Raw genomic sequence first — 13,099 nt, forward strand, 5'->3', positions numbered from 1 at the left:
CAGGGAGTAAAGGCTTAGCCACACTCCCCGCGGGCTCTTTCTTTTCTTAGTGAAGTCAATCGTATAAGACTGTGTGGGTGTTAAAAGATGATAAATCCCTTTCGGGTATGCTAACAATGGATTTTTTCTTTTGACAACTGCATCATCAGATAATTAGAGGTAGGATAATGAAGTTTAAGATTATGTCAGAATCAAACGGCAGGCTTAGGATACAGCTGTTACAAAGATATATGAGCTATGAACAGGCCGACACTTTGTTTTACTATGTGAGGCATCTGCCTGGAGTTACATTTGCAAAGGTATCCGATAGAACCTGCACGCTTACAATCAAATTTATTGGAGACAAATGGGATATAGTAGATGCCATACAGAAGTTTGACTATGAGAGGTTTGCTGCTCCGGAAGAATTTATAGCCAATTCCAGCAGGCGCCTTAATGCTGCCTATCAGGACAAGCTATTTATAGCTATCGCAAAAAGGCTGGTTACAGTGACTGTTACTCCTATACCGGTAAGGGTTGCGCTTACCATAGCAAAGTCACTTAAGTACATAAAAGCCGGTATAAAGAGCCTTGTGAGCGGGAAGATAGAGGTTGCTTTGCTTGACGGTGTGGCTGTAGGAGTATCGGTGCTAAGAAGAGACTTTAATACTGCCAGCTCTGTTATGTTCTTGCTTGGAGTAGGAGAGCTCCTTGAGGAGTGGACTGAGAAGAAGACCACAGCAGACCTTGCAGGCATACTTTCGTTAAATATAAGCAAGGTATGGCTTAAAAAGGATGGTACAGAGCTTCTTGTTGATTACAATACGGTAAAAGAAGATGATGAGGTAGTAGTGCACCTAAGCGGCGTTATTCCTTTTGACGGAGTAGTTGTAAGTGGTGAAGCTATGGTCAATCAGGCTTCGATGACGGGCGAGAGTGAGCCTGTAAAGAAGGAAGAGGAAAGCACTGTATTCGCAGGTACTGTTATCGAGGAGGGCGAGCTTACCTTTAGGGTAAAGAGAACAGGAGGTAACTCCAAGTTTGAGAAAATAGTAAGGATGATAGAAGAGACCGAAAAGCTAAAGTCCGGTGCAGAAAGCTCTGCTCTTAAGCTTGCAGATAGGCTTGTGCCTTATACTTTAGCCGGTACGGGACTTGTATATCTCTTAACCCGCAATGTAACCAAGGCACTTTCCGTGCTTATGGTGGACTTCTCCTGTGCGCTAAAGCTTGCCATGCCTGTATCAGTGCTGTCTGCCATAAGGGAGGCTTCTGAAAATGGTATTACAGTAAAGGGAGGCAAGTTCTTAGAGGCAGTTGCGGCTGCAGATACCATAGTTTTTGACAAAACAGGTACACTTACCAAGGCGGAGCCGGTGGTTACTTCTGTTATCTCCTTTGAAGACAGGGGAGAGGATGAGCTGCTTAGAATAGCAGCCTGTCTTGAGGAGCATTTCCCTCATTCCATGGCAAATGCAGTTGTAGAGGCTGCAAGGAAGAAGGGGCTTAAGCACAAGGAGATGCATTCTAAGGTTAACTATATAGTTGCCCACGGAATCAGCAGCAGTATAGGTGAGAAAAAGGTAGTCATAGGAAGCTATCATTTTGTATTTGAAGATGAGGGAGTTGTAGTTCCTGCAGGACTTGAAGAGAAATTTGACAATATTCCTGAGGACTCATCCCACCTTTATATGGCAATTGATGGACAGCTCTCGGCGGTTATATGTATCTCGGATCCTGTAAGAGAAGAAGCAAGGGAAGTACTTAAGAAGCTAAAGGAGCTTGGCATCAGGAAGGTTGTGATGATGACAGGTGATAATGAGCGTACAGCAAAGGCTGTTGCAGATAAAATCGGAGTAGACAGGTATTATGCCGAGGTTCTGCCTGAGGATAAGGCAAGATTTGTGGAGAAAGAAAAAGAAAAGGGAAGAAAGGTCATCATGGTAGGTGATGGCATCAATGATTCTCCTGCGCTCTCTGCGGCTGACTGCGGTATTGCTATCAGCGGTGGGGCAGAACTGGCCAGGGAAATAGCGGATATTACCATAGTTGCTGACAATCTAAACGAGCTCGTAAAGCTTAAAACTCTTTCCAACCTTCTTATGAAGAGGATAAACAGCAACTACAGGAAGATAGTAGGTATCAACGGAGGTCTTATAGGTCTTGGTGTACTTGGAGTAGTTAAACCTGCTACATCGGCTCTTGTGCACAATCTCTCAACTCTTGCCATAGGTCTTTCGTCTACCACCAATCTGATGGAGTAGCTATGATAATAAAAGCAAAAGAAAAAGACCTGGCAAAGCTTGATATGATTTATGAAGCCGCAAGGCAGTATATGAGAGAGAGTGGCAATCCTGACCAGTGGGGTATGGACTATCCCGGTGAAGATATTTTGCTAAACGACATAGCAAACGGTGTGCTCTACACAGATGAAAGCTTTAACTTTGCCTTCGTGCTTATGGGTAAAGAAGAAGCCTATAAGGGGATATATGAGGGTAGTTGGTTAAATGACAAACCATACCTCACCCTGCACAGGGTTGCAGGCAACGGAAAGGTTAAGGGAGTATTCTCTAAGGTATTTGAATACAGCCTTATGAAGATGAAGGAAGCGGGACTTTCAAATATCAGGATAGATACCCACGAAAAAAACCTTACCATGCAGAAGGCTCTTACCAGGCAAGGTTTTGTAAGATGTGGACTTGTTAGGCTTAGAGAGGGCGAGAGGATAGCCTATCAGTATGTGGCTAAATAAACGGAAAGCTATCAAGCAGGGCTTTGATGTCACAGGCTTTTGCCTCTACAAAGCCCTGTATCATTTCTTTTTTGCCACCGCCCTTGGCTCCAAAGCTTTCTTTAAGTCTTTCTCCAATTAAAGTAGAATTAAGGCTGTTGCTGCCTATAAGGTAGGAATAGCCTTTTTTGTCGTCTCCAACCAATATACCACAGTAATTATCCCTTCTCTCTATGAGGTAGTTAAGAGCCTCCCTCTGGCTCTTTGCATCTACTTCATCGGTAAAGATAAGAGCCCCGGCAGAATCGGATAGATGGTCGATTTCATTTATCAGTTTAGCTTTATTAGCTTCTCGTAGTTTTATCTTAAGCTCATCTCTTTCGTTCTTTATGGCAGCTACGTTGTTTACCACTTCACTTAGTTCTGAGGAAAGCAGGGTTCTTAGCTCATTCATATCTGCCTGCAGGGAGCTAAAATACTTAAGAGCCCTGAAGCCACAGAGGATGGACAGCCTGGTTCCTCCCTTATACTTTATGGAGGAGATTACCTTAAGCAGGCCTATTTCACCTGTTTTAGCGACATGAGGACAACAGCAGGCACAGGTATCTACTCCGGCTATTTCCACTATCCTTACGTCACCTGAAAGCTCCCCCTTACATCTATAATCAATATTTTCAAGCTCAGTATCACTAGGGAAAGAGCAGATTACATCTACATTATCTGCTATGACTTTATTGACGATGGCTTCGATTTCGTATGCCTCATCAGGGGTAAGATAGCCGTTATAGTCCATGGTTACGCTATTGTCTGAGAGATGGAAGCCTACGTTGTCATAGCCGTATTTTTCGTGGACTATTCCTGAAAATATATGCTCTCCGCTATGCTGCTGCATATTTGAAAAACGTTGTTCCCAGTCAATCCTTCCTTTTATTTCAGCATTCACAAGTCTTTTGGTATCAAGCGGTGAAGAAGAATGTATATAGTGAGTGATGGTTCCCTCTTTGTCTATCTGCACATTTTCTACAATAGTAGTAATATCTCTCAACATAATCTCTCCTTTATCTGAGGACTGTCCTCCTGCCTCAGGAAAGAAGAGAGTTTGATTAAGTATTACTTTATAAGTGTTTTCTTTAGTATCACAGGCATCTATGCTTATAATATCTGCCTCAAAGTCAGTTTTATATGGGTGAGAGTAATATAGCTCGAAAGTTGACATAGTTTCTCCTTATTTTGATAATAATATAGATTAAGCAGGGCAATTGTGCAAAGGCCGTGAAGAGCAGGTAAAGGATTTGAACTGTAATGTATCTACAGTTGCTAAAAGCAATTATAATGGTATAATGGCTAAAAAGCCAGTATATTTTGGAGGGAAAATGTTTGAAGAATTAAAAATAAATGGTAAAGAGATATTAAGATATTGTGAAACCAATCCGAAATATATCTTGATACAATTCATTGATGGAAATGATGAGGGGGGACTTGAAGAGGAGATAAAACTCATTAAGGCCTTTACCGATAAACCCTTTGCTTTCGTGGGAATTAGGACAAAACGATGGAATGATGAACTATCCCCCTGGAAGGCAGAGCCTGTGTTTGGCAGGCAGGGTTTTGGTGGAGAAGCGAATAAGAACCTGGATTATCTTAGGGATAATGTAGGCGGTATCAAGAAAACTTGCAGTCTTGATGTAGGCCAACCTGTTATTCTTGGCGGTTATTCACTTGCAGGGCTGTTTGCGCTATGGGCAGGCTATGAAAGCTCCATATTTAGCGGGATAGCGGCAGCTTCTCCTTCGGTGTGGTTTAAGGGCTGGAGAGAATACATCCGTGGGAAAGGGATGAAGTCTTCGGCAGTTTATCTAAGCCTTGGTCTTAAAGAATCAAGAACTTCAAATAAAAGGCTGTCTGAGGTTGAAAATTGTATCAAAATGCAGTATAATGAGTTTTCAGAGAAAAACCACATAAAGCATATTTTGGAATGGAATGAAGGAAATCACTTTGTGGAGGTTCCGCTTCGTATGGCTCGTGGTTTTAGCTGGGTTTTGAATAATATTTAAAACATGGTTGCTAAAATCAGCAATTCCTAGTAAAATATACAGTGAGTTGTTGGAATAGTCTTCTGAATTCAAATCTTTAAAATAATGCGTGAAAGGGAGTATAATAATGGCTAAGAAAGTGTTGGTAGTAGATGATGCGGCTTTCATGAGAATGATGCTTAAGGACATCCTATCTAAGAACGGATATGAGGTTGTAGGTGAGGGTGTTAACGGTAATGATGGATTTGAAAAGTATAAAGAGTTAAAGCCAGACATCGTTACTCTTGATATTACAATGCCTGAATGTGATGGATTACAGTGCTTGAAGAAGATTAAGGAGTTCGATGCCGCTGCTAATGTAGTCATGTGTTCAGCTATGGGACAGCAGGCTATGGTTATCGAATCTATCCAGAGTGGAGCAAAGGACTTCATCGTTAAACCTTTCCAGCAGGACAGAGTATTGGAGTCACTTGCAAAGATTAAATAAGACTTATCAATCTATATGATTTTAAATACACAAATAAAATAAACTAAGACTGTTTTCTGAAAATGAGAATGGTCTTAGTTTGTTGTCTTAACGGGGATAAATTGCCTAAAAATAAAAAGCAGATGACGGGAATCGAACCCGCCTCTCAACCTTGGGAAGGTCGCATTCTACCGATGAACTACATCTGCTTAACTACAACACAATTATACTCCCACTCATTTAGTATGTAAAGCTAAAATTAAAAAGAAAAGTCATAATATATGATTTTTTACTATGAAGTGATTATAAAGGAAGTGAAATGAAAAACTACATTGTAAGCTTTGCCCCTATGGAGGGGATTACAGGGAGGATATTTAGAAGGGTATTTGATAAGCACTTTAAGGGTGTAACTGACTATTACACCCCGTTTATTACGCCCAAGGAAAAGAGGGGGATTGATAAAAAAGATATAAAAGAGCTTCTTCCCGCGCACAATGAAGGAATAAAGATAGTACCCCAGATACTTACAAGCAGTAAAGATGCCTTCAACCTGACTGCTTTTAAGCTTATGGAAATGGGCTATAAGGAGATAAACCTTAACCTTGGCTGTCCTTCCGGAACTGTGGTAAATAAGGGGAGAGGCTCAGGTGCCTTGAAGAATCTTGATAGTCTTAAGGAGCTATTAACAGGTATCTTTAACGAGGCAGAACATACAGGACTTAAAATATCCATAAAGACAAGAATCGGCTATGAGGAAGCTTCTGAGTTCCATAATATCATTTCGCTTTATAGGCAGTTTCCGATTGAAAAGCTAATCATTCATCCAAGAACCAGGACAGAGTTTTACCGGGGCAGAGTACATAAAGAGTGCTTTAAGCAGGCAGTAGACGAATACTCCAAAGCAGGCGAAGCAGGTAAACTCTGCTTTAATGGAGAGCTTAAAGGTGTAGATGATGTACTTGCTATAGAAAAGGAATTCCCGGATATAGAACATATTATGATAGGGAGGGGACTATTAAGATACCCATTTTTGCTGGAAGATATGGCAGGAGTGGTGGTCACAGACAGGCAAGGCAGGATAAGAAACTTCCTTGAAGAACTCCTTGGAACCTACCTTGAGGAATTTAATGGTGGGGCTGCGGCAGTACTTAAGCTAAAAGAGCTCTGGTTTTACCTGCAGGATAGCTTTGAAGGAAGTGAGGGCTATGTGAAAGATATAAGAAAAGCTAAGGGAGTGGCTGAATATAAGGCTGCGGTAAATGTGCTTTTGTTTAACTCTAAGGTAGTGTAGAAGATTGTAAGAGGCAAAGGTGTGTAGTCCTTTATCATAGATGCCCGCAGCATTGTATTTCTATATAAGCTTGTTTACAAAGTATTTGCCATCGCTCACTAATTGTGATAACCTTATAAAAACGTGGTATTACAAGTTTAGATATAGGAGGCATACTATGGCAAAGATAGCGATGAAAACTCCGCTTGTGGAAATGGACGGAGATGAGATGACCAGAGTCATATGGCAGATAATAAAGGATGAGCTTATCCATCCTTTTATAGAGCTTAAGTCAGAATACTATGATTTGGGCCTTAAGTACCGCAATGAGACCGACGATAAGGTGACCGCGGAGTCTGCAAAGGCTACCCTAAAATACGGGGTTGCAGTTAAATGTGCAACCATTACACCTAATGCCGCAAGAGTAAAGGAATATAACCTTAAAGAGATGTGGAAGAGTCCAAACGGTACTATCAGGGCCATGCTTGATGGAACAGTATTTAGAACTCCTATTCTTGTAAAGGGAATTGAGCCTTATGTGCGCACCTGGAAATCTCCTATTACCATAGCCAGACACGCTTACGGAGATGTGTATAAAAATGCTGAAATCAAGGTGAATTGTCCCGGTAAGGCTGAACTGGTATTTACAGCTGAGGATGGAAGCGTGACAAAGGAACTTATACACGAGTTTAAGTCACCCGGTGTCATCCAGGGTATGCACAACCTGAACTCTTCCATAGAGAGCTTTGCAAGAGCCTGCTTTGAGTACGCTCTTGAACTTAAGGTTGATTTGTGGTTTTCTACAAAGGACACCATATCAAAGAAGTATGACCATACCTTCAAGGACATATTTGCAGAAATCTACGAAAAAGACTATAAGGTAAAATTTAAGAACAAGGGAATCACTTATTTTTATACCCTGATAGATGATGCTGTGGCAAGGGTAATAAGGAGTGATGGAGGCTTCCTTTGGGCTTGCAAGAACTATGACGGAGATGTTATGAGCGATATGCTTGCTACTGCCTTTGGCTCTCTTTCTATGATGACTTCCGTACTGGTATCTCCTAAGGGGGTATGGGAGTATGAGGCTGCCCATGGAACGGTTCAGAGGCATTATTACAAGTACCTTGAAGGTGAGCCTACCTCGACCAACTCCATAGCTACTATATTTGCCTGGAGTGGAGCTCTTAGAAAAAGAGGAGAGCTTGACGGCCTAAGTGACCTTGCAGCCTTTGCAGGCAAGCTTGAAAAGGCAGTTATAGACACAGTAGAAAGCGGCATTATGACAAAGGACTTAACTGAGATAACTACTCTTAAAGAAGTAAAGACAGCAGGCACCGAGGATTTCATAAAGGCTGTAAGAGAAAGACTAGAAAAGAGCCTGTAAGAATTCTATAAGGAATCTATTAGGCCTCTGTAACACATAAATAAAGCATATACAAGACATAATAAGCCATGATAAAGGCTCGGGAATAACGCCTATATGCAGCCTACTAGAAGTATAAAAAAGAACTCCCACTAATAAACCTGTATGATTTATTAGTGGGAGTTCCTGGTACTTATATATATTTATGTATAGGAGTAATGAAAAAGCAAAATTACAAAAGTTTCTTAACGTAAGAATCCATATCCTCACTTGTTACAGTTGGAGAGAATCTCTCTACTACGTTTCCTTCCCTGTCAACTAAGAACTTGGTGAAGTTCCAGTTGATTTCTGCTCCAGGAAATACCTGTCCGAGGCTTGCAAGCTTCTCAAGAAGTCCTGCTGAAGCGGAGTTGGTAACCTCCTCAGGCTTCTGCTCCTTAAGATACTTAAAGAGAGGGTCTGCATTAGGTCCGTTTACCTCAAGCTTCTCAAAGTTCTCAAAGGTAACACCGTAGTTTACCATACAGAACTTAACAGTTTCTTTTCCGTCCTCAGGATTTTGATCAAGGAACTGTCCGCAAGGGAAGCCGATGATTTCAAATCCGTCCTTGTTGTACTTCTGATATAACTTCTCAAGATCCTCAAGCTGTGGAGTAAGACCACATCCTGTTGCTATATTTACTATGAGAAGCACCTTTCCTTTATACTCTGAGAGTGAAGTAGTACCGCCCTCAACGTTCTTTACGCTAAAATCATATACACTCATTTTGTCCTCCTTCTTGCCATTTGGCAAAACTAAACTTGATAGGATGATGATAACATTTTTAGAGGATTAATTCTACATGTAAAATAACTAAAATTGTGTGCAATTTAATTGAATGCTTTGTTTATTTTTAAATACACATAATCTGTGGTAGACTGTAGATAGTACAGACAGCCGATATATTTGTTAATATGTGTAAGCAGCCACTTTTGAAAGGATTGCATAATATAATTAAACAGCTGTTTATATGATTAGGCTTGCTAAACTCCTAAAATGCCCCTATAATGTTATTAGGTAGTTTTGTGCCCTAAGAGATAACAGTATTTTTAGGTATTGCGGGAAATAACATCAGCAATTCTTTATCAGTGATACTATATAATATGACTTAAGGATGGTGGATTATGAGCGAAGATATAATAAAAGAACTTGAAATGTTAAAAAAACTGATAAGCTTAAGTATGGAAAGCAGAAATGAAGAGGCGGTCTTGGAATATATGCACTCTCTTTTTGCCTGCGACTTTATATTTTTTAATTACATAAATAACACGAGAGTAATAATGGGTGAGGAGAAAAATGTAGACCTCTCAAACTGTTATGAGTATCAGATTAGCTTAAATGCAGAAGTGCTTGGTAAGTTTTCTATGAACATATTAGAGAAGGACATCACAGATACGCAAAAGAAAGCACTTGTATACGTGGGTGATTTGTATATTCTTATGCATAAGGAGAAATTCTCCGAGGATAGGGTGGATAAGGACCTGAAGCAGGAACTGGTGCTTGATATATGTACCGGCAATATCAAGTCCCGCGAAGAGTTCAATATCAGATGTAAATTAAACGGCTGGGATATGAAGGACAATGTGGTGGTGGTTATCTTTGACCTTGACGAATACAAGAAGAAAACTGTTGACCTAAAGGAGTCAAGTGGGAAAATCGAAGTAGTCAAGGAAAAGATGTTTAGGGACCTCAGAAATAATTTTCTGAACGTGGGCATGACATTCTACTATTATCAAAACAGCGACAGCATTATATTTATATTTGAATTTGACAATAATTATCTGCATAACAAAGATAGCGTATTTAAGCGTGTTATGGAGGATTCTAAAGAAAATTACGGATTTACTTATACAATTGGTATAGGAAGGACTATAAATAATATCTTCGATACGCCGATATCTTATACAGAGGCAAGAGAAGCAGTAAAAATTGGCCGTAGTATGCTTGGACTTGGAATGATACACGAATACAAGGATTTGGAGTTGTTCTCGCTTCTTAATAACGCTGTAAATAAGGATATATTGGCGGGTGAGCTTATGCGCCCTATCCGAAAACTTATAGAGTATGACAGAGAAAATGAGACAGAGTATTATATCTTCCTTAAGGAGCTTATCAATGCAAACTGGAGTCTTACGAGGGCTTCAGAAAACAACTACATCCATTATAACACTGCAAAATACAGACTTAAAAAGACAGAAGAGATTATGGAGCTTCAGACTGACGGTGCCAACGCCAGATTTAAGTTAGAGCTTGCCCTTAGGCTGTATGAATTAAAAAATATGGTATAAGCAGGTAGTTCTGCTTTTGTGGAGATAATAATGGGAAAATATAAGAAAGTCGGGAAAAAGACTGACAAAGGCTGGAATGTAAGTACAATCAGCACGAAGGTTGTTGTTGCAGGAATTCTTATTTCAATTATTATTGTATTTTTCGTTAGTTTTATAGTATCGGGCACTATCAGAAATCTTGAAGAAAAGCTCATAGGAAGCCGACTTGAAGCTGATATGAACTATGTAAAGGATTTGATTTCAAATCATGATGATACTGCAAGATGGAATGTAAAAGGAGATACCATTTACTTCGGAGATACTGAAATCGGTGATGGAACAAGAGAAAAAGCCAACCTGGAGCCTTTCTTAGAGCATTACTCAAAGACAGGAATACTTTCGTATGTCTTCCTTAAGGTAAGGGATGACGACCCGAGGCTGTTCGCTGCAAGGAAACAAAAGCTTCCATACGAACCGGCGCATTATTTTAGAGTTGCAGGTAGTACCCTTGGTGAAGATGGTGTTTCTATTCTAGGTACATTTATAACAAAAAATGTTGCTGAAGGACTTGACAGATCCGGTGAGTATAAAGGTGAGGCAAATGTTGCAGGTAGTGCGATATACTGCCTTTACAGAGTACTTAAGGATAGTGACGATAAGGTCATAGGTGCAATGGTTGTCGGACGTAATGTAGATGATATGAACAGGGAAGTTGGTAAGGCTGTTGTGAAGGTAGCTTTATTTACACTTTTTGTCATTGCCATCATCATTGGTATCATTTTCATCGTCATTTATCAATTCTTAAATACAATAAAGAGCATAGCCTATTATCTAAAGCAGCTTGAGGTAGGGATAATACCTGACAACAGGCTTGAGATAAAGTCGTTTGCAGAGATGAACCTTGTAGCTGAGAGTATCAACAACCTCGTGAGGTATATGAGGGAAAACAGTGACTTACAGAGAAAATCAGAAATGGATGCCCTTACAGAGCTTCCAAACAGGATGTCATACGACCAATACTCGGAAGACCTTGAGAAATATCTTCGTGCCAATCCAAGATCTCTTGGTGTTGAAATACTCGATATAGATTATTTTAAACAGTTTAACGACAACTACGGACACCAAATGGGAGATGAGTGCATACGTATGATTGCAGGAGTTCTGCTAAAACTCACCCAGGAGCATCCTAAGGTGTATGCAGCCAGGTACGGAGGGGATGAGTTCGTTATCATCTACCCTGGCTCATTGCACAGTGAAATAGAGACCATGGTGAAAGAATTAAAGAAGAATGTGCAGAAGATGGCTATGGAGCACAAGCATTCAAAAGCTTCAGATGTCGTTACAATTACACAGGGAGTTTGCTTTGATATATTTTCACCTTATGCTTCTATCTCGGATTTCCTTAAGAGAGCGGATGATGCACTCTATGAGGAAAAGAAGATTAGAAGAAACAGTTATAGGATAGTACAGCTCTAAAAGACTTGACATTCCTTTCATAAACATATATCATTTACTTTATCAAATAATAAAGACTTTGAAGGTGCAGCCTTTTGGCACAGGGAAAGGGAGTCATACAGAGAGAGGAAACGCTTGCTGGAAGTTTTCTTATGCAACCCCGATTCTGACATTCACACCCGAGTTGTGAGGCTTAAATCATAGAGAGTAGGCTTCATCGGCAGCAGCCGTTATCTGCAAAAGAGTGCTTATCTTAGGATAGGAACCAGGGTGGTAACACGGATAATTCGCCCCTGCTTTAAGCAGGGGCTTTTATTATTTAATAGGAAATTCCTACGGAATTTCCTATTAAATAATAACTCTCCGAGGATGCCACAGTTTATAACACGATATGGAGGATAACATGAAAGAGAAATTACAGGAAATTATGGAGTCTGCCCTTAAGCAGATAGAAGAGGCTGTGGACGGCGATAAGTTAAATGACGCCAGAGTTTACTTCCTTGGTAAAAAGGGTGAACTTACACAGGTATTAAAAAGTCTCAAGGATGTAGCTCCTGAGGACAGGCCGAAGGTAGGACAGCTCGTTAATGAGGCAAGAGAGGCTATAGAAAAGAGACTTGAAGAGCGTAAAAAAGAGTTTGAAAAGAAGATGTTAGACCTTAAGCTTGCCACAGAGACTATAGATGTTACCCTTCCTGCCAAAAAGCCTATGATAGGCCATAGACATCCAAACACCATAGCCCTCGATGAGGTTAAAAAAATCTTTATAGGTATGGGTTATCAGGTAGTTGACGGCCCTGAAATAGAGTTTGATTATTATAACTTTGAGGCTCTTAACATTCCTGCTAACCACCCTGCAAAGGATGAACAGGACACCTTCTATATCAATGACAAGCTCTTACTCCGTACCCAGACTTCATCAGTTCAGGTACATGTTATGGAAAAACAGAAACCTCCTATCAGGATAATAGCACCTGGCAGGGTGTTTCGTTCAGACGAGGTGGATGCGACACATTCTCCTTCCTTCCACCAGGTAGAGGGCCTTGTCATTGATAAAAATGTTACCTTTGCAGACCTTAAGGGAACTCTTGCTGAGTTCGCAAGAAGAATATTTGGAGAAAATACCAAGGTTAAATTCAGACCACACCACTTTCCTTTCACTGAGCCTTCTGCAGAAATGGATGTGTCCTGCTTTAAGTGTGGAGGAAAAGGCTGCCGCTTCTGTAAAAATGAAGGCTGGATAGAGATTCTTGGCTGCGGTATGGTACATCCTCACGTGCTTGAGATGCGTGGGATAGATCCTAAGGAATACCAGGGCTTTGCCTTTGGTATCGGTCTTGAAAGAATAGCCCTCCTTAAGTACGAGGTAGACGATATGCGTCTTCTCTATGAGAATGATGTGCGCTTCTTAAGGCAGTTCTAAGCTCAGTCTAAGCTGGAACAGTAAGAGTGAAAGCTTAGGCTATTAATGCTATATAGAAAAGAGCTTTAA

11 protein-coding genes and 1 tRNA gene are annotated in these 13,099 nt (G+C 40.5%); 9 read left to right on the forward strand and 3 right to left on the reverse strand.

Translation table 11 applies throughout. The features are described from left to right. Positions 1–167 precede the first annotated feature (167 nt). Together JJN12_RS02070 and JJN12_RS02075 are read left to right on the forward strand one after the other, a co-directional pair. Positions 168–2,243, forward strand: coding sequence for a heavy metal translocating P-type ATPase (locus JJN12_RS02070; RefSeq protein WP_208428137.1), 2,076 nt, complete (start codon positions 168–170; stop codon positions 2,241–2,243). 2 nt (positions 2,244–2,245) lie between these two features. After that, the gene (locus tag JJN12_RS02075) at positions 2,246–2,731 is read left to right on the forward strand and encodes an N-acetyltransferase (RefSeq protein ID WP_208428138.1); all 486 of its coding nucleotides are present in this window, start codon (positions 2,246–2,248) and stop codon (positions 2,729–2,731) included. Here JJN12_RS02075 and JJN12_RS02080 read toward each other — a convergent pair. Then, on the reverse strand, positions 2,724–3,926 hold the full coding sequence (locus JJN12_RS02080) for an alanyl-tRNA editing protein (protein WP_208428139.1): 1,203 nt from the start codon (positions 3,924–3,926) through the stop codon (positions 2,724–2,726). The genes JJN12_RS02075 and JJN12_RS02080 overlap by 8 nt on opposite strands. A gap of 43 nt (positions 3,927–3,969) precedes the next feature. Between JJN12_RS02080 and JJN12_RS02085 the strand changes: the two genes are divergently transcribed. Both JJN12_RS02085 and JJN12_RS02090 read left to right on the forward strand, forming a co-directional pair. Next, positions 3,970–4,764, forward strand: a complete 795-nt coding sequence (locus JJN12_RS02085; protein ID WP_208428140.1) for an esterase — start codon at positions 3,970–3,972, stop codon at positions 4,762–4,764. A gap of 106 nt (positions 4,765–4,870) precedes the next feature. Next, positions 4,871–5,230 carry a response regulator gene (locus JJN12_RS02090; protein WP_208428141.1) on the forward strand — a complete coding sequence of 120 codons (360 nt, stop codon included), beginning with the start codon at positions 4,871–4,873 and terminating at the stop codon, positions 5,228–5,230. A gap of 117 nt (positions 5,231–5,347) precedes the next feature. Here the strand turns inward: JJN12_RS02090 and JJN12_RS02095 are convergent. Further along, positions 5,348–5,418 (reverse strand) — tRNA-Gly (locus tag JJN12_RS02095). A gap of 110 nt (positions 5,419–5,528) precedes the next feature. Between JJN12_RS02095 and JJN12_RS02100 the strand changes: the two genes are divergently transcribed. Together JJN12_RS02100 and JJN12_RS02105 are read left to right on the forward strand one after the other, a co-directional pair. Then, on the forward strand, positions 5,529–6,500 hold the full coding sequence (locus JJN12_RS02100; protein WP_208428142.1) for a tRNA dihydrouridine synthase: 972 nt from the start codon (positions 5,529–5,531) through the stop codon (positions 6,498–6,500). A 157-nt stretch (positions 6,501–6,657) separates the two neighbouring features. Further along, on the forward strand, positions 6,658–7,866 hold the full coding sequence (locus JJN12_RS02105) for an NADP-dependent isocitrate dehydrogenase (RefSeq protein WP_208428143.1): 1,209 nt from the start codon (positions 6,658–6,660) through the stop codon (positions 7,864–7,866). A gap of 211 nt (positions 7,867–8,077) precedes the next feature. Here the strand turns inward: JJN12_RS02105 and JJN12_RS02110 are convergent, their stop codons facing one another. After that, positions 8,078–8,611: a glutathione peroxidase gene (locus JJN12_RS02110; RefSeq protein WP_208428144.1), complete on the reverse strand. Its 534-nt coding sequence runs from the start codon at positions 8,609–8,611 to the stop codon at positions 8,078–8,080. A 398-nt stretch (positions 8,612–9,009) separates the two neighbouring features. Here JJN12_RS02110 and JJN12_RS02115 point away from each other — a divergent pair, with 398 nt between their 5' ends. The 3 genes from JJN12_RS02115 (at position 9,010) to pheS (ending at position 13,030) form a co-directional block, all read left to right on the forward strand. Beyond that, positions 9,010–10,173 carry a PucR family transcriptional regulator gene (locus JJN12_RS02115; protein WP_208428145.1) on the forward strand — a complete coding sequence of 388 codons (1,164 nt, stop codon included), beginning with the start codon at positions 9,010–9,012 and terminating at the stop codon, positions 10,171–10,173. 30 nt (positions 10,174–10,203) lie between these two features. Next, complete coding sequence (locus JJN12_RS02120) at positions 10,204–11,628, forward strand: diguanylate cyclase domain-containing protein (RefSeq protein WP_208428146.1); 1,425 nt, start codon at positions 10,204–10,206, stop codon at positions 11,626–11,628. A gap of 382 nt (positions 11,629–12,010) precedes the next feature. After that, a complete protein-coding gene (gene pheS, locus JJN12_RS02125; protein ID WP_208428147.1) occupies positions 12,011–13,030 on the forward strand; it encodes a phenylalanine--tRNA ligase subunit alpha in 1,020 nt (339 codons plus the stop codon). Positions 13,031–13,099 lie beyond the last annotated feature (69 nt).

The organism is Catonella massiliensis (genome assembly GCF_016651435.1).
Classification (GTDB): Bacteria; Bacillota; Clostridia; order Lachnospirales; family Lachnospiraceae; genus Catonella; species Catonella massiliensis.

Excerpts from the sequence above, each read along its gene's own strand:
- JJN12_RS02070 (WP_208428137.1), top strand. The coding sequence starts at position 168 with ATGAAGTTTAAGATTATGTCAGAATCAAACGGCAGGCTTAGGATACAG.
- JJN12_RS02075 (WP_208428138.1), top strand. The coding sequence starts at position 2,246 with ATGATAATAAAAGCAAAAGAAAAAGACCTGGCAAAGCTTGATATGATT.
- JJN12_RS02080 (WP_208428139.1), bottom strand. The coding sequence starts at position 3,926 with ATGTCAACTTTCGAGCTATATTACTCTCACCCATATAAAACTGACTTT.
- JJN12_RS02090 (WP_208428141.1), top strand. The coding sequence starts at position 4,871 with ATGGCTAAGAAAGTGTTGGTAGTAGATGATGCGGCTTTCATGAGAATG.
- JJN12_RS02100 (WP_208428142.1), top strand. The coding sequence starts at position 5,529 with ATGAAAAACTACATTGTAAGCTTTGCCCCTATGGAGGGGATTACAGGG.
- JJN12_RS02105 (WP_208428143.1), top strand. The coding sequence starts at position 6,658 with ATGGCAAAGATAGCGATGAAAACTCCGCTTGTGGAAATGGACGGAGAT.
- JJN12_RS02110 (WP_208428144.1), bottom strand. The coding sequence starts at position 8,611 with ATGAGTGTATATGATTTTAGCGTAAAGAACGTTGAGGGCGGTACTACT.
- JJN12_RS02115 (WP_208428145.1), top strand. The coding sequence starts at position 9,010 with ATGAGCGAAGATATAATAAAAGAACTTGAAATGTTAAAAAAACTGATA.
- JJN12_RS02120 (WP_208428146.1), top strand. The coding sequence starts at position 10,204 with ATGGGAAAATATAAGAAAGTCGGGAAAAAGACTGACAAAGGCTGGAAT.
- pheS (WP_208428147.1), top strand. The coding sequence starts at position 12,011 with ATGAAAGAGAAATTACAGGAAATTATGGAGTCTGCCCTTAAGCAGATA.